The sequence below is a fragment of the Trebonia kvetii genome (assembly GCF_007827045.1).
In the GTDB taxonomy this organism is placed as follows: Bacteria; Actinomycetota; Actinomycetes; order Streptosporangiales; family Streptosporangiaceae; genus Trebonia; species Trebonia kvetii.
On the sequence record NZ_RPFW01000018.1, the window covers coordinates 1 to 15,417 of the forward strand.

A 15,417-nucleotide genomic window follows, 5' to 3' on the forward strand; every position below is an offset into this window, starting at 1 on the left:
GCCGGGCGTGCCGCCCTGCCAGTCGCCGCTTGCCTGCCAGTCCATGAACGCCCCCGTTCGAAGGAAAGATCATCTTTCAGTTACTAATCGAATACTACTGCGAGGGTCTGACATTCCGGCGCGACGCAGGCGCGAGGCGGAACGCGGCAGCGAGGCGGCATGACATCAGCGGCCCGGCCGCCGAACGTACGCTGGGACCGTGACGTCGGGCGGTGTGGTGCTAGCTGGCGGGCGGTCCTCGCGGATGGGAACGCCCAAGGCGGCGCTTGAGTGGCACGGATCGACGCTGCTGCGCCGGACGGTCGGCATCCTCGCCCGCGCGACTGGCGGCCCGGTCGTCGTCGTCAGGGCGAGCGGCCAGGATCTCCCCGACCTGCCGGCCGGGACGGTCGTGGTGGACGACCCGCGGGAAGGGAAGGGGCCGGTCCAGGGAATCGCAGCCGGCCTCGCCGTGCTGCGCGGCCGGGCGGAGACCGCGTTCGTCACCTCCACCGACCTGCCATTCCTCCACCCGGCCTTCGTCAGCCGCGTGCTGTCCGCCCTCGACGCGCCGCGCGCGTGCCCGCGAGACGGACCGGACGTGGCGCTCCCGGTGGCCCGCGGCTACCAGCAACCCCTGGCCGCCGCCTACCGCACCAGTCTCGCCGAACTAGCCGAGCGCCTCGTAGCGCAGGACAGGCTGCGGCCCGCGTTCCTGTTCGCGGAGTGCTCCGTCACCAGGCTCGACGACGCGGTGCTGCTCGCCGACCCGGTGCTCGCCGCCAGCGACCCGGACCTGGACTCACTGCTGAACGTCAACACCCTCGACGACTACCAGGCGGCTAGGCGGCGGCCGGCGCCAGAAGTGACCGTCCAGCTGTTCGGCACCCTGATTAACGTCGGCCGCCCGGCGGGCCCGCGGGCAGTCCGTGCGGCGACCGTCGGCGCGGCTGCGATCACGGTCGGCCTGCCGTTCGGCCGGAACGTCACCGCCACGCTCAACAGCGACCAGATCAACGACGGCCAGATCAAGCAAGGCCCCATCAAGCAAGGCCCCATCAACCAAGGCTTGATCACCCGCGACCCCTCGGTCCCGCTCGCGGCCGGCGACACTGTCTTCTTTACGCCCGCGCCATGACAGAACGGCCGCTCGGTGGCCGGAATCACGCACGGCCTCTGCTTTGCGTAGTGTCCAGGCCGGGCGGATACTGCGGATAATGGCGATAACAGCCCCGGAGCTCACGGAAACAGAGACGAGGAACCGGGGTTCTGTGGCGGGCGACAAGGCGGGCGGGTCGCCGCTGGGCGACTCCCCAGGCTGCCGCTCGCGTTATCGACGGCCGATTTGCCTGGTAGTAGCGTAAATCTAGCTAGTTGACAGTCCGCATACCGCAGACAGTCCGCGTCATTGGACGGAGGTGCGCGCTTTGGGCAGGCAGAGGACGGACCCCGGCAAGCTGACACGGCTGACCGAGCCGCTCGTCAGGGAAAACGGGGAATTGCGCCCCGCGACCTGGGACGAGGCGCTCGACCGCGCCGCGGCGGGATTCGCCAGGGCGCGAGACAACGACGCCACCAACACCTTCGGCGTGTTCAGCTGTTCCAAGGCGTCCAACGAGATGAACTACGCCGCGGCGAAGTTCACCAGGGCCGCCATGAGAACCAACAACATCGACTCATGTAACCGCACTTGACACGCCCCCAGTGTCGCCGGTCTGGCGGCTGTATTCGGAGCGGGTGGCGGCACCTGCTCCTACCGGGAGGCGGAAGACGCGGACCTCATCGTCATGTGGGGTACGAACGCGCGCGCGGCGCACCCGATCTTCTTCCACCATGTGCTTAAGGGCATACGCAACGGCGCGAAGATGTATTCGGTTGACCCACGGCGCTCGGACACCGCGAAGTGGGCGGATGCCTGGCTCGGCATCCATGTGGGTTCTGACATCAGCCTGGCCAACGCGATCGCGAACGAGATCATTCAGGCAGGCCTGACAGACGAGGAGTTCATCAGGCGCGCCACGGTCGGCTTCGAGGCGTACAAGGAGCAGGTCGCCAGGTACCCGCTCGAGCGGGCCGAGCGCGACTCCGGCGTGCCGAAGGAGCTGATCAGGCAGCTCGCGCACGACTACGCCAGGGCGGACAGGGCGCAGATCTGCTGGACGCTCGGCATCACCGAGCACCACAACGCCACCGACAACGTCCTCGCGCTGATCAACCTGTCCCTGCTGACCGGGCACGTCGGCAAGTACGGCTCCGGGCTCGTGCCGCTGCGCGGGCAGAACAACGTCCAGGGTGGCGGGGACATGGGCGCCATCCCGAACAAGCTCACCGGCTTCCAGGACATCGCGCTCGACCACGACGCCCGCGAGCGGTTCGGCGCGAAGTACGGCGTCCCGATCCCGCCCAAGGCGGGCATGCACCTGTCGCAGATGTTCGACGCCATGGAGCGCGGCGAGCTCACCTGCGCCTACGTCATCGGCGAGAACCCGATGAACTCCGAGGCCGACACGCACCACACCCGCAAGATGCTCGAGGGCCTCGACTGCCTTGTGGTCCAGGACATCGTGCTGACCGACACCGCCAAGGTGGCCGACGTGGTGCTGCCAGGCACCGCGTCCTGGTGCGAGTCCGAGGGCACGGTCACCAGCAGCGAGCGCCGCGTGCAGCGCGTCCGCAAGGCGATCGAGCCGCCGGAAGGCGCCCGCGACGACATCTGGATCATCGGCGAACTCGCTAAGCGGCTCGGCTACGACTGGGGCGACCCGAGCGCCGAGGATCTGTGGGAGGAACTGCGCGAGCTGTCGCCGATGCACCGCGGCATGAGCTACGAAAAGCTTGAGCGGCTCGGCGGCGTCCAGTGGCCGTGTCCGGACGATGAGTCGGAGGGCACGCTGTTCCTGCACGCAAGGCTGTGGGAGGAGGACCCGGCCAAGCGCGGCAAGCCCGCGCCGTTCAGCCCGGTCGAGCAGGAAGACCCGCTGGACACGCTCACCGACGAGTACCCGGTCAGGCTCACCACGGGCCGCCGTCTCGACTCCTACAACACCGGCGTGGCCACGAACCAGTTCTCCACGCCGCTGCGGCAGCCGGAGTCGCTGAACCTGTCGCCGGAGGACGCGGCCAACCTGAGCCTCGCCGACGGCGCGATCGCCAGGATCACCTCCCGGCGCGGCTCGATCACCGCTCCCGTGCTAGTGGACGAAACGCTGCGGGAGGGGCTCGCGTTCATGACGCTGCACTTCCCCGACCAGGTGGAGATCAACATCCTCACCCTCGACACCTGGGACCCGAAGTCGGGCACCGCGGAGTTCAAGGCGACCGCGATCCGGGTGGAGCAGGCGTCACCCGAGGAGACGGCCGCCACCCTAGAGAGACTGAGGACAGCAGAGGTGAGTTCTTAGTGGATCTGCGCCTGACGGCTAAGGCGGCAGCGACGGACGCCGAGCGCGCGGCCGTCGACGAGGTACTCGGGCCGCCTGCCTCCCAGTGGGAGGGCGGCGAGCGCCGGGCGCAGGACGCGCACGTCGCGTTCGGCGGCCGTGCCGCGCGCGACCGCCGCCACCTGCTGATCACCGTGCTGCACGCGGTGCAGGAGCAGGCGGGCTGGATCAGCCCTGGCGCGCTCGACTACGTGTCGCAGCGGCTGACGGTGCCGCCGGCCGAGGCGTACGGCGTCGCGTCCTTCTACGCGCTGTTCCGCACCAGCCCCGCGCCAGGCGCCGTGGTGCACGTCTGCGACGACGTCGCCTGCCAGGTGGCCGGCGCGGAGGAACTGTGCGCCGAGATGACCCGCAGGTTCGGCCATGAGGGCACGGAATCCGCGCTGAACGGCCCCATGTCTAATGGCACTGCCGTCACCTGGCAGCGCTCGCCTTGCCTCGGCAAGTGCGACCGCGGCTCCGCCGCGCTGATCCAGCGGGCGGGCGCGGCCGTCGCACGGCGCGACATCGCCCCGGTGACCCCCGACGCGATCTGGCACGCGCTGACCGCCGGCGAGTCACCGGCGGAGGTCCCCCTCGGCGTCCTCGTCCCGCAACTATCGCAAGCATCATCCCGAACGGGTTCGGCTGACTCAACTCAAGCCACGGCACCCGCACCGGCGGCCGGAACGGTCTCGCTGCTGCGCCGTCTCGACCACATCGACCCGTCATCCCTCGGCTCCTACCGGGCGGCCGGCGGCTATGAGATGCTCCGCCGCGCCATCACGCTCGGCCCCCAGGGCATCATCCGCGAGGTCCGCGACGCCAAGCTGATGGGCCGCGGCGGCGCCGCGTTCCCCACGCACATCAAGTGGGACGCGGTCGCGGGCAACCCCGTCCGGCCGCACTACGTGGTCTGCAACGCCGACGAGTCGGAGCCGGGCACCTTCAAGGACCGGGTGATGCTGGAGGCCGACCCGTACGCGCTCGTCGAGGCGCTGACCATCATGGGCCACGCCTGCGGCGCGGAACAGGGCTACATCTACATCCGCGGCGAGTACCCGACGGCCGAGGCCCGCCTGGCGCACGCGATCGGCCAGGCCCGCGCGCACGGCTTCCTCGGCGCGGACGTGCTCGGCGCGGGCTTCGCCTTCGACATCGAGATCAGGCGCGGCGCGGGCGCGTACATCGCAGGCGAGGAGACCGCGCTCATCAACTCGATCGAGGGCAAGCGCGCCGAGCCGCGCAACAAGCCGCCGTTCCCCGCGCAGTCCGGCCTGTTCGGCAAGCCGACCGCGGTCAACAACGTGGAGACGCTGCTGTCGGTACTCGAGATCCTGCGGGTAGGCGGCCCGGCGTTCGCCGCGGTCGGCACCGAGGCGTCGACCGGCACCAGGCTGTTCTGCCTGTCGGGCTGCGTCGCGGTGCCCGGCCTGTACGAGTACGACTTCGGCGTGACGCTGCGCGACGTGATCGACGGCGCGGGCGGCGTGGCGGGCGGCAGGCCGCTGCGCGCGGTGCTGCTCGGCGGCGCGGCCGGAGTGTTCGTCGGCCCCGAGGCCCTTGACATGCCGCTCACCTTCGAGGGGGTACGCGCGGCGGGCGCGACCCTCGGCTCAGGCGTCGTGCTTGTCCTCGACGACACGGTGGACCTGACCGCGCTGCTGCGCCGGATCACCCAGTTCTTCCGCGACGAGTCCTGCGGCCAGTGCGTGCCCTGCCGGGTCGGCACGGTCCGACAGGAGGAACTGGTGGCGCGGCTCGTCAGCGGCACCCCCTTGGGCAGCGTCACGAGCGAGCTCGCGCTGCTGTCCGATATCGGCTCGGTGGCCCGCGACGCCTCGATCTGCGGCCTCGGCCAGACGGCGCTGTCGGCCGTCGAGTCGGCCGTCAAGCTTGGCCTCATTGGTGCCGACTCCTGAAAGGCTCACCGCGATGACCTCAGTGTTCCTTGAAACACCGAAGCGCCTGGTCGACGTGGAGATCGACGGTAAGGGCGTCCGCGTGCCGGAGGGCGCGACGCTGCTCGACGCGTGCCGCGGCCAGGGCATCGACACCCCCACGCTCTGCTACCTGGAGAACCTCACCCCGGTCAACGTGTGCCGGGTGTGCGTGGTGGAGGTGGAGGGCTCGCGCACCCTGGTGCCCGCCTGCTCGCGCAAGGCCGAGCCCGGCATGAAGGTGCACACCGACTCCGAGCGGGTGAAGACGAGCAGGAAGATGGTTCTCGAGTTCCTCGCCTCGTCCGCCGACGTGTCACTCGCCTCGGCCGACGTGCAGCGCTGGATCGCCGAGTACGGCGTCGACCCGGCCAGGTACGGCACGCCGGAGCCGGACCATCAGGCGGGGGAGCGGGACGCCACCCGGCCGGGTGAGCACCACCCAGCGGCCGGTACGGCCGAGGCCGCGACGGTCGGCCAGCCGGTCAAGATCGACAATGAGGCCTACGTCCGCGACTACTCCCGCTGCATCCTCTGCTACAAGTGCGTGGAGGCCTGCGGTGAGGACGCGCAGAACACGTTCGCGATCGCCGTCGCCGGCCGCGGTTTCGATGCCCGCATCTCCACCGAGTTCGACGTGACCCTGCCGGACTCCGCCTGCGTCTACTGCGGCAACTGCATCGGCGTCTGCCCCACGGGCGCGCTCATGCCCGCGAGTGAGTACAACATGCGCCAGGCGGGCACCTGGGACGAGTCCGCCCAGACGGTAACGTCCACCATCTGCCCCTATTGCGGCGTCGGCTGCAACCTCGACCTGCACGTGCAGGACAACACGATCGTCAAGGTCACTTCACCGCTCGACAGTGAGGTCACCCACGGCCACCTTTGCGTCAAGGGCCGCTTCGGCTTCGAATTCGTCCAGCGCCGCCGCCGTGAAGAGTAGTTCGGCTAATTGCAGCGGCACGTGCGAGTGTGCAAAGGTATGCATAACTTAAAGTAATTCTCAATTACTTTAAGTTATAAGACCTGGTCAAGCTCATCGTATATCTCTGCGCTGAGCAACACTGCCCATAGCGACATATAACAGTTACCTCAGAGTGGGTTATTCGGGACCGGTGGAAACGGTACGCTCGCCTTGGCGTTCAATCAAAGTCGGCAGAGTATTTTGTCCGATTTGAACGCTATACGGAGAACGCGACATTGGGGGCAATGCCGCGATGCGGGCAATTCAAATTTCATATCTGCTCATCGGGGGTAATCGGTGGTAGTAGCGATACACGAGGAGCTGGTCCGGCCCGGGGTCATGGCCGTGATCGAGGATCTGGTGGAGGCGGCCGAGTCGGGAGTACTCGAGATCGAGGGAGATCCGTCTGGACGCATCTACCTGGAGGACGGTCACATCACTTTCGCCAGGGCGTCCTGGGTCCCAGGCCTCGCCGCCCGGCTGCGCGCCATCGCGCCCTCGCTCGACGATGGGGAGTCTCCGGCAAGCCCGGAGACAGACGACGCCATAGCCGCCGGGCTCGTGCTACGACACGGCTACCTGACCATGGCCGAACTGCACGAGATCATCGAGTCCATCGTCGTCGACGCGTTCCTGGTGCTGACGATCCCGCTCAGGCCGGATTCCCCCGTCGCGGGAATCCATTTCAGGCCAGCCGTCTTCGCCCCGACCGACCTGTTCCCGCGGCTCACCCTCGACCTCGTGCGCGGTGAGGCCATCAGGGGGGCCGAGCTGATGGCGGAATATGGCCTGGAGCCGACCACCGCGGTGGCACCGCGCGATCTCGCGGCTTCTTCAACGGTCCTGACGCGCGAGCAGTGGGCGGTCGCCTGCCAGATCGGCGATCGCGTGTCCGCACGCGAGCTAGCCATGCGGAGGGGCGCGTCCCTGTCCGACACGGTCCACTGCCTGGGCAGCCTTGTCAGCGCCGGCTTGTGCGCCCCGGTGCGGGTCGGCGGCCGCCGACATGCCGCGCCTCCCGCTGTCCCCGCACAGGCGCGGCGCGTTCCCGAGCAGGCGCGGCGCGTGCCGGCGCGGGCGGCGTTGGAGGCCGCGCCGCCCACTGTGCCCCAGCAGGCGAAGCGCGACGGCCGTGTCGCGCTGCCCGCCGTACCCGTGCGGGCACAGCGCGAAGGCCGTGTCGCGCCTCCCGCTGCTCCCGCGAAGGCGCGGCGCGCGCCGGCGCGGGCGGCGTTGGAGGCCGCGCCGCCCGTCGTTCCGCCAAAGCCGCGGCGCGGGCCGGCCCGGGCGGCGTTGGAGGCCGTGCCCGCGGCGCCCGCTGCTCCCGCGAAGGCGCGGCGCGCGCCAGCGCGGGCGGCGCTGGAGGCCGTGCCCGCGGCGCCCGCCGATCCCCCGCCTGCGCGGCGCGCGCCGGCGCGGGCGGCGTTGGAGGCCGCGCCGCCCGTCGTTCCGCCAAAGCCGCGGCGCGGGCCGGCCCGGGCGGCGTTGGAGGCCGTGCCCGCGGCGCCCGCTGATCCCCCGCCTGCGCGGCGCGTGCCAGGACGGTCGCAGGGCTCCGTACGCAAGCACGAGCCGCCATCGATGGACGTCCTGCGCCAGGTGCTCGACGGACTGCGCCAGCTCAGCTAGCGCCAGCTCAGCTTGCGCCAGCTTCGCGGTGTCCGCCGCACGCCGCGCGGAGTAGGGTCACCAGCGTGGATGACCTCGCTCACGGCGCTCACGGCGGCGACGGCGGTGCTGGCGACAGTGGCAGTACTGGCCACGGTGGTAGGGCCGCGCCCGACCGCGCCCTGCTGCGGCAGATCCCGCGGACCGACCAGCTGCTCGCCGACCCGCGGCTGCGGCTGGCGGCCGACCGGCTCGGCAGGGACCTGGTCAAGGCCGCGGTCACCCGCGCGCAGGGCCGGGCGCGAGCCGGCGAGATCACACCGGACCGGGTCGCCGACGCCGCCGTCGCCGAGCTGCCCGCGACGGCTGCGTCGCTGACGCCGGTGATCAACGCCACCGGCGTCCTCGTGCACACCAACCTGGGCCGCGCGCCGCTCAGCAGGGCGGCGAGGGACGCGCTGCTCGCCGCCGCGGGCACCTGTGACATCGAGTTCGACCTGGACACCGGGGCCAGGTCGCCGCAGCGCGGCCGCGGCGTCATCGAGGCGCTGCGGCGGGCGGTGCCCGCCGCCGGCGCGGCGGGCGTGGTCAACAACAACGCCGCCGCCCTCGTGCTCGCCGCCACCGCGCTGGCGGGCGGCGGGCGGGAGATCGTCATCAGCCGCGGCGAGCTGATCGAGATCGGCGACCGTTTCCGCCTCCCCGACCTGCTCGCCTCCACCGGCGCGCGGCTGCGCGAGGTCGGCACCACCAACAGGACCACCGTCGAGGACTACCAGCAGGCATTGTCCGACCGCATCGGCTTCATACTCAAGGTCCACCCGTCCAACTACCGCGTCGAGGGCTTCACCAGGCAGGCAGGAGTCGCCGAGCTCGCCGCGCTGAACGTCACCCTCGTGCACGACATCGGCTCAGGCCTGCTCGCGCCGCACCCGCTGCTGCCCGACGAGCCGGACGCGGCAAGCTCGCTCGCCCAGGGCGCGAACCTGGTCACCGCGAGCGGCGACAAGCTGCTCGGCGGACCGCAGGCGGGCATTCTCCTCGGCGACGAGCCCCTGGTGCGCACGCTGCTGCGCCATCCGCTCGCCCGGGCGCTGCGGGTCGACAAGCTGACCCTCGCCGCCCTCGAGGCGACGATCAGCGGTCCGCTCCCGCCGGTCGCCCGCTCGCTGACCGCGCTCACCGGGGCCCTGTCCGATCGGGCCGAACGGTTGGCGGCGACTCTCACCGCCCACGACATTCCCGCCCGGGTGGTCGACGCCGAGGCCGCGGTCGGCGGCGGCGGCGCGCCGGGCGTCACCCTGCCGAGCGTGGCGATCGCGCTGCCGGAGGAACTCGCCACCGCGCTGCGCCACGGGCCTGCCGTCCGCCGCGGCGAGTCCCCGGCGGTGGCCGGCCGGGTGGCCGGCGGCGCGCTGCTGCTCGACCTGCGGTCGGTCGACCCGGCCGACGATGAGCGGCTGGTCACCGCGGTGCTGCTCGCGGCGGGCCACTGATGTACGTGGTGGCCACCGCCGGGCACGTGGACCACGGCAAGTCCACCCTGGTGCGCGCGCTCACCGGCATGGAACCCGACCGCTGGGCGGAGGAACGCCGCCGCGGCATGACCATCGACCTCGGCTACGCCTGGATGACCCTGTCCACGGGGGAGCGGCTCGCCTTCGTCGACGTCCCCGGCCACGAGCGGTTCGTGCCGAACATGCTCGCCGGGCTCGGCCCCGTCCCCGCGGTCCTGTTCATCGTGGCGGCCGACGGCGGCTGGATGCCGCAGTCCGCCGAGCACCTCGCCGCCGTCGACGCGCTCGGCGTCCGGCACGGCCTGCTTGTCGTCACCCGCTGCGACCTCGCGGATCCGGGCCCCGCGAGCCGCCAGGCGCAGGCCGAGATCGCCAGGACCAGCCTCGGCGCCGTGGAGGCCATCGAAGTCAGCGCGGTCACCGGCCAGGGGCTCGACGAGCTGCGGGCCGCGCTCGCCCGCCTGGTCGCCTCGCTAAGCCCGGCGCCTGGTGACGAGGCGCCCGTCCGCCTGTGGATCGACCGGTCGTTCACCATCCGCGGGGCGGGCACCGTCGTCACCGGCACGCTGCCCGCGGGGACGGTCAGGAACAACCAGGAACTGCTGCTGTCCCCGTCAGGCCGCTCCGTCCGGGTGCGCGGCCTCGAAGCACTCGGCGAGCCTGCCGACGCGGTGACCGGCGTCGCCCGGGTCGCACTCAACCTGCGCGGCATCCCGGCCGGCGTGACCGAGCGCGGCATGGCGCTGATCGAGCCGGGCCGCTGGACGCTCACCGCCGAGATCGACGTCAGGATCACCACGGCGGCGGCCGACCCGCGGCCAAGGTTCCCGCCGAGCCTGCTGCTGCACATCGGCTCCGCGCGCACCCAGGCCCACGTCCGGCTGCTCGGCACGGCGGAGCCTGACGGCGTGGGCGAGCCGGACGGCGCGGGCGAGCCGGCGGGTGACGCGGATCGCGACGGCGAGGGCGGTCCGCGGCGCTCAGCCGCGGTCTACGCGCGGCTGCGACTGCGCGAGCCGCTGCCGCTGCACGCCGGCGACCGGGTGATACTGCGTGACCCGGGTGCCGCGGGGCTCGCCATCTACGGCGCGCGCGTCCTCGACCCGTTCCCGCCCCCGCTTGCCAAGCGCGGCGCGGGCGCCGCGGCCGTCCGCGAGCTCGCCGCCTGGCCCGACGTGCCCACGGCGGCGGACCTGCTCGCCAGGCACAAGCTCCTGCGCGCACCCCAGCTGGCCGCCGCGGGCATCGGCGGCCTGCCGGCGCCGGTCGCCGGCGACTGGCTGGCCGACCCCGCCCACTGGGCGTGGCTGCGCGCGGAACTGCCCAAGGCCGTCGCCGCGTTCTGCGCCAGGGACCCGCTCGCGCCCGGCATGCCCGCGGAGGCCGCGCGCGCCGCGCTCGGCCTGCCCACCCGCGACCTGGTGCCCGCCCTGGCCGGCGGCGACGTCGTGCTCGACGGCGCTTACCTGCGCATCTTCAGCAAGCAGGCAGCGCCAGAAGCCGTCGCCCTCGGGCCGGAGGCGGGGAAAACGGCCGGCGACCAGGCACCGGCCACGAGCCCCGCGGCAGCCGGCCAGCTTCCGGCGCGGATCGCCGACGCGGTCGCGGCGGTACTCGCCGACCTGGCCGGCGACCCGTTCGCCGCGCCGGACACCGAGCGGCTGCGCGAGCTCGGACTCGACGCCAGGGCTCTCGCCGCCGCCGCGCGCGTCGGCCTGCTGCTCCGGGTGGCCGACCTGGTGGTGCTCGCGCCCGGCGCCGACAAGCAGGCGGCCCGCGTGCTCGCCGGCCTCGACCAGCCGTTCACCACCTCCCAGGCACGCCAGGCGCTGCGCACCTCGCGGCGGGTGGCGATACCGCTGCTCGAGTACCTGGACAGGGCCAGGGTGACCGAGCGTCTCCCCGGCGACCTGCGCCGCCTGCGGGCATAACGCGCACTTCGCGGCCCCGGTACCCATCAGGACGATTAGTTACTCATCGTGTCAACTGGGTAGCAGTACGTGAAGTGACTCGGAGGTTGGGGGACCGTATGAGCACACTGCGATTCCGGGTGCCCGGGAGGGCTCCCGTGAGCTACGCCATCGTCGCCGGCGCGGTCGTAAGCGTGGCCCTGGCGAGCGGATGCAGTTCGTCGACCACCAGCGCGCCGCCAGCCGCCACATCGCCGGCGTCGCAAGCAACCGGCACCACGACCGCCCCCGCGCCGTCGACCACCAGCGCCAGCCCAGGCGTCGCCGCCACCGGGAAGCTGACCGGCGCGGCGGCCACCGCGCTCGCCGCCAAGGCGATCGCGAACACCCGGGCGGCGAGCAGCGTCCATGTCGCGGGCCAGAGCACAAGCACGAGCGCCACCAAGGGCCAGGCTGTCTCGTTCAACCTGCTCCTGGTCAAGAACCAGGGCTGCAGCGGCACGATCTCCGTGTCGAAGACAGAGACATTCAAGATCGTGCAGACCGGCGGCTTCATCTGGCTGATGCCAAGCGCCGCCTTCTACGAGAGCCTGCACCTGAGCAAGCAGGCCATGGCACTCGTCGCCGACAAGTACATCAAGGTGAAGGCGAGCGACAAGCAGGTGGCCAACCTCGCCACCGTGTGCACGTTCAACGGGCTGTTCAGCTCGCTGCCGAAGCCCTCCGGGCACAACTTCACGGCCGTCCCCGTGACCTACCAGGGCGCGCCCGCCTACCAGATCACCCAGTCGGGCAAGCCGGGCATCGCCACCGTGTCCAACGTGGCCACGCCGCTGCTCCTCAAGATCACCGCCCCGCAGGTGGGCAGCGGCTCGATCACCTTCGGTGACTACAACAGCGCCAAGACGATCACCGCGCCGTCCGCCGCGGAGTCGATCGACGGCAGCCAACTCGGGATTTAGGTTAGCCGCCGATCGCCGACATCGGGCGGTCCGGCTGGAGGAACGTCGGGTCGTTGATCCCGTGCCCCGGCAGCTTCGCGGCGACTGCGGCCCGCCAGCGCGCCGCGATCTCCTCGTCGGAGGCGCCAGACCGCAGCAGCGCCCGCAGGTCGCTCTCCGACCTGGCGAACAGGCAGTTGCGGATCTGCCCGTCGGCGGTGAGCCGCACCCGGTCGCATGCGCCGCAGAACGGCCGGGTGACCGATGCGATCACCCCGACGCGGGCCGGGCCGCCGTCGACGAGGAACGTCTCGGCGGGGGCGGCGCCACGCACCCGTTCGGCGTCCTCGGAAAGGTCGAACGCGGCCGACAGGGTCTGGAAGACCTCGCCGGCGGTGACCATCTCGGTGCGCTTCCAGCCATGCTGCGCGTCAAGCGGCATCTGCTCGATGAACCGCAGCTCGTAACCGTGCTCCAGGCAGTAGCGTAGCAGCGCGGGCGCCTCGTCCTCGTTGAGGTCTCGCATCAGCACCGCGTTGACCTTGACCGGGGTGAGCCCGGCGGCGGCGGCCGCGGCGAGCCCGGACAGCACGTCGGCGAGCCGGTCGCGGTGGGTCAGCTTCCTGAACACCTCGGGCCGCAGCGTGTCGAGTGAGACGTTGATCCGGTCGAGGCCCGCCTCGCGCAGCGCGACCGCGCGCCGGTCGAGGCCGATCCCGTTGGTGGTCAACGAGATGTCCGGCCGCGGCGTGAGCGCGGCGGTGGCCGTGATGATCTCAATCAGGTCGCGGCGGAGCAGCGGCTCGCCGCCGGTGAACCTGACCTCCCTGATGCCGAGCGTCTCGACGCCGATCCTGATCAGCCGGATCAGCTCGTCGCCGGTGAGCACCTCGGGCGCCGGCAGCCAGTCCAGACCCTCGGGCGGCATGCAGTAGGAGCACCGCAGGTTGCACCGATCGGTGAGCGAGACCCGCAGATCGGTCGCCACCCGCCCGTAGGAGTCAGTGAGCATCTCCCCAGCCTACGGGCCAAATGCGCGGTTATAAAACAGTGCAATCAGAGGTTGCGCGACGCTTGCTTTGGTTGCGGTGACCTTGAGTCGCCGCGCGGGTGGAACTCCGGGAACCCGCTTACGCGTAAGACCCGCGGCGGAGCAGCGCGGCGGCCGGCTCTCCGGCCAGCGGGCCGGTGCGTTCCGGCAGCTGCACGATGATCGCATCCTGGTGAAGCGCGGCCCAGATCAGGCCGTCCTCCAGCGGCACTTCGGTGCCCGCGTCCGACTCGCCCACGAGGAACTCGGTCGGACTGCTCCCAATCCGATAGCTCACGCCGGGGTCGGCGTCGCGGGCCACGTCTGCCGCCAGCAGCAGCACAGCGACCTGTTGCTCGGCCAGCTGATCCGCGACGGCCGCGATGCCGCGAACCGCGGCTGGGCGTGGGCCCTCAGCGCGCTGGGCAACCAGATCGGCGAGAGCGCTGATGGCCGCGGCGGTGATGTCGTCGAGGGCGGCGCCGATCGCGGCGCTGAGGTGATCGTCGCGGCCATCGGGCTCACGGCCTCCGGCGATAGTGGTAACCGGCCTGAGCGACTCCGGCAGATGAGCGGCGACAGCGTCGAGAATGTGCTGATCACCCGCGCCAAGGACAATGTGCGCGTCCACGCTGTCCGCAGCCTGGGACACGCGCGCGGCGATGAACTCGGCGTTCTGCTGGCCGCCGCTTTCCGGCTCCCTGTCAGTGACATGCCGCTTGCCGTGGAGCTGCCCGGGCGGCCGGCCTGGATGAGGATCGCTTTGCGTGCCGGGACGGCGGCCGACGGGAACCGGCTCGCCAGGCTGCTGGTCACCGCTGGCGTGCGCGATGATGTCGGTGCCGTCACGGTCTGCCAGCACGACCACGTAGGCAGGCCGCCGCGCCGCGGCGGCGGCCGCCTCCGGGAGGTGCGGCAGCGGGCCGGCCTGCACCGAGGTCTCGCCGGCCTCGGACAGGAGCCACCGGGCGAGCAGAACCTCCCCGTGCGCCGCGACCACGACTCGGGTGCCGCCCGTCATGGGCTGGCCGGCGCCGACGGTCAGCGCTTGGGCGGTGTCCTGATCGGCACCCAGCTGACTAGCCTCGCGGACAGCATCGGCCCAGGCCACATCCCATGCATGAGACCGGTCCGCTGGCGTATCCGGTACCGGGACCGTGGCGGTCACCACCAGGCCGGGTGAGGCCGAACCGAGCGGCAGGTCGCGCAACGCGGGATCCAGCTGCAACCGACCGAGCCTGAGAAGCGGAACCGTGATCGTCGTCTTGCCTGCCATGGTCCTATCACAGCCGGCGGCCAGTGGCGAGGCCACACCGGGGTCGCTTGATCACGTAGAGTGATGACCGGGCCCTCGCTACTTTGACGCGGCGCAGATCGAGATGCTGCTAGCTGCCGGTGCACGGGAGCGGCAGGAAGTGCCCAGGTCGCACCTCATCCGGCGTTAATGCTGGTGGCGGAGGCGGACGGGTATCGAACCCGCCAGCGACGCGGCACGCCGCTCCCTGGTTTTGAAGACCAGGCTCAGCTAGGACGACCGTGCAGTTAGTTTGCTCGGCACTGTCATTTGCCAAGGTCATCCGGGATCTAGCGGGATCGGTGGGGACGGGACGAGACCGCTCGTGCACGGCACGGGTGTTCCCATCCCGTTCCCTTCTCAGAAGACGCGCGGATCCAGCTAGCTCCGGCAAATTGATCGACCCGTGCAAGGGCGAAGACAGCGCTGGAATATTCGTCGAGGCTGGGCGCAGCCCGCGTGGACGACCGCCGAACCCCTGACCTTGAGGCTGTCGCGACGGGTCGGGTGAAGACTGGTCGTAGGCACTAGGTAAGTGACTAGTTTTCCGGACCTCCGAAGAGGCCAGGGCCTCAACGTCTGCCAACGTGGTTTCGTCGAATGGGTCGCGAAGCATGGAACCGGAACTCCACGCGAACACCTCCAAGGCCATCGGGTGACTCGTTCTTCCGGGAACCAGTTACGGGCGTGTCATTTGCCAGGAGCATGGGACCAGGGTGTTGCCACGACCTAGGGACCACCGTGCGGCTGCCGGATCATCTTGGGGCAGCTGACCGGGTTCGTCAAACTGCGGGCATTGCGGGCCGCTGCCGGCG

Annotated in this window: 10 protein-coding genes; 8 read left to right on the plus strand and 2 right to left on the minus strand. The window is 71.1% G+C overall.

All coding sequences use genetic code 11. From position 1 onward, the window contains the following. Nucleotides 1-199 precede the first annotated feature (199 nt). The 8 genes from mobA to EAS64_RS42730 all read left to right on the plus strand — a co-directional run bounded on the left by mobA (nucleotide 200) and on the right by EAS64_RS42730 (nucleotide 12,299). Nucleotides 200-1,117, plus strand: coding sequence for a molybdenum cofactor guanylyltransferase (gene mobA / locus EAS64_RS42695; protein WP_222850042.1), 918 nt, complete (start codon nucleotides 200-202; stop codon nucleotides 1,115-1,117). 289 nt (nucleotides 1,118-1,406) lie between these two features. Next, nucleotides 1,407-3,380 (plus strand): molybdopterin oxidoreductase family protein, encoded by a 1,974-nt coding sequence (locus tag EAS64_RS42700; RefSeq protein ID WP_145862432.1) that lies wholly within the window; start codon nucleotides 1,407-1,409, stop codon nucleotides 3,378-3,380. Next, on the plus strand, nucleotides 3,380-5,320 hold the full coding sequence (locus EAS64_RS42705) for an NAD(P)H-dependent oxidoreductase subunit E (RefSeq protein WP_145862433.1): 1,941 nt from the start codon (nucleotides 3,380-3,382) through the stop codon (nucleotides 5,318-5,320). The genes EAS64_RS42700 and EAS64_RS42705 overlap by 1 nt, the downstream gene beginning before the upstream one ends. 13 nt (nucleotides 5,321-5,333) lie before the next feature. Beyond that, entirely contained in the window at nucleotides 5,334-6,281 is a 948-nt protein-coding gene (locus EAS64_RS42710) for a 2Fe-2S iron-sulfur cluster-binding protein (RefSeq protein ID WP_145862434.1), read from the plus strand. A gap of 318 nt (nucleotides 6,282-6,599) precedes the next feature. After that, complete coding sequence (locus EAS64_RS42715) at nucleotides 6,600-7,931, plus strand: hypothetical protein (RefSeq protein WP_145862435.1); 1,332 nt, start codon at nucleotides 6,600-6,602, stop codon at nucleotides 7,929-7,931. Nucleotides 7,932-7,996: 65 nt separating this feature from the next. Further along, complete coding sequence (selA, locus tag EAS64_RS42720) at nucleotides 7,997-9,406, plus strand: L-seryl-tRNA(Sec) selenium transferase (protein ID WP_246116162.1); 1,410 nt, start codon at nucleotides 7,997-7,999, stop codon at nucleotides 9,404-9,406. Next, a complete protein-coding gene (selB, locus tag EAS64_RS42725) occupies nucleotides 9,406-11,358 on the plus strand; it encodes a selenocysteine-specific translation elongation factor (RefSeq protein WP_145862436.1) in 1,953 nt (650 codons plus the stop codon). Before selA ends, selB begins: the two co-directional genes overlap by 1 nt. Nucleotides 11,359-11,495: 137 nt before the next feature. After that, the gene (locus tag EAS64_RS42730; protein ID WP_145862437.1) at nucleotides 11,496-12,299 is read left to right on the plus strand and encodes a hypothetical protein; all 804 of its coding nucleotides are present in this window, start codon (nucleotides 11,496-11,498) and stop codon (nucleotides 12,297-12,299) included. A gap of 1 nt (nucleotide 12,300) precedes the next feature. Here EAS64_RS42730 and moaA read toward each other — a convergent pair whose 3' ends face one another. Then, nucleotides 12,301-13,290, minus strand: coding sequence for a GTP 3',8-cyclase MoaA (gene moaA / locus EAS64_RS42735; protein ID WP_145862438.1), 990 nt, complete (start codon nucleotides 13,288-13,290; stop codon nucleotides 12,301-12,303). A gap of 118 nt (nucleotides 13,291-13,408) precedes the next feature. Then, nucleotides 13,409-14,584, minus strand: a complete 1,176-nt coding sequence (locus EAS64_RS42740) for a baeRF2 domain-containing protein (RefSeq protein ID WP_145862439.1) — start codon at nucleotides 14,582-14,584, stop codon at nucleotides 13,409-13,411. Between the last annotated feature and the right edge of the window lie 833 nt (nucleotides 14,585-15,417).

Coding starts and splice junctions, on each gene's coding strand:
- EAS64_RS42740 (WP_145862439.1), bottom strand. CDS start 14,584: ATGGCAGGCAAGACGACGATCACGGTTCCGCTTCTCAGGCTCGGTCGG.
- moaA (WP_145862438.1), bottom strand. CDS start 13,290: ATGCTCACTGACTCCTACGGGCGGGTGGCGACCGATCTGCGGGTCTCG.
- selB (WP_145862436.1), top strand. CDS start 9,406: ATGTACGTGGTGGCCACCGCCGGGCACGTGGACCACGGCAAGTCCACC.
- EAS64_RS42710 (WP_145862434.1), top strand. CDS start 5,334: ATGACCTCAGTGTTCCTTGAAACACCGAAGCGCCTGGTCGACGTGGAG.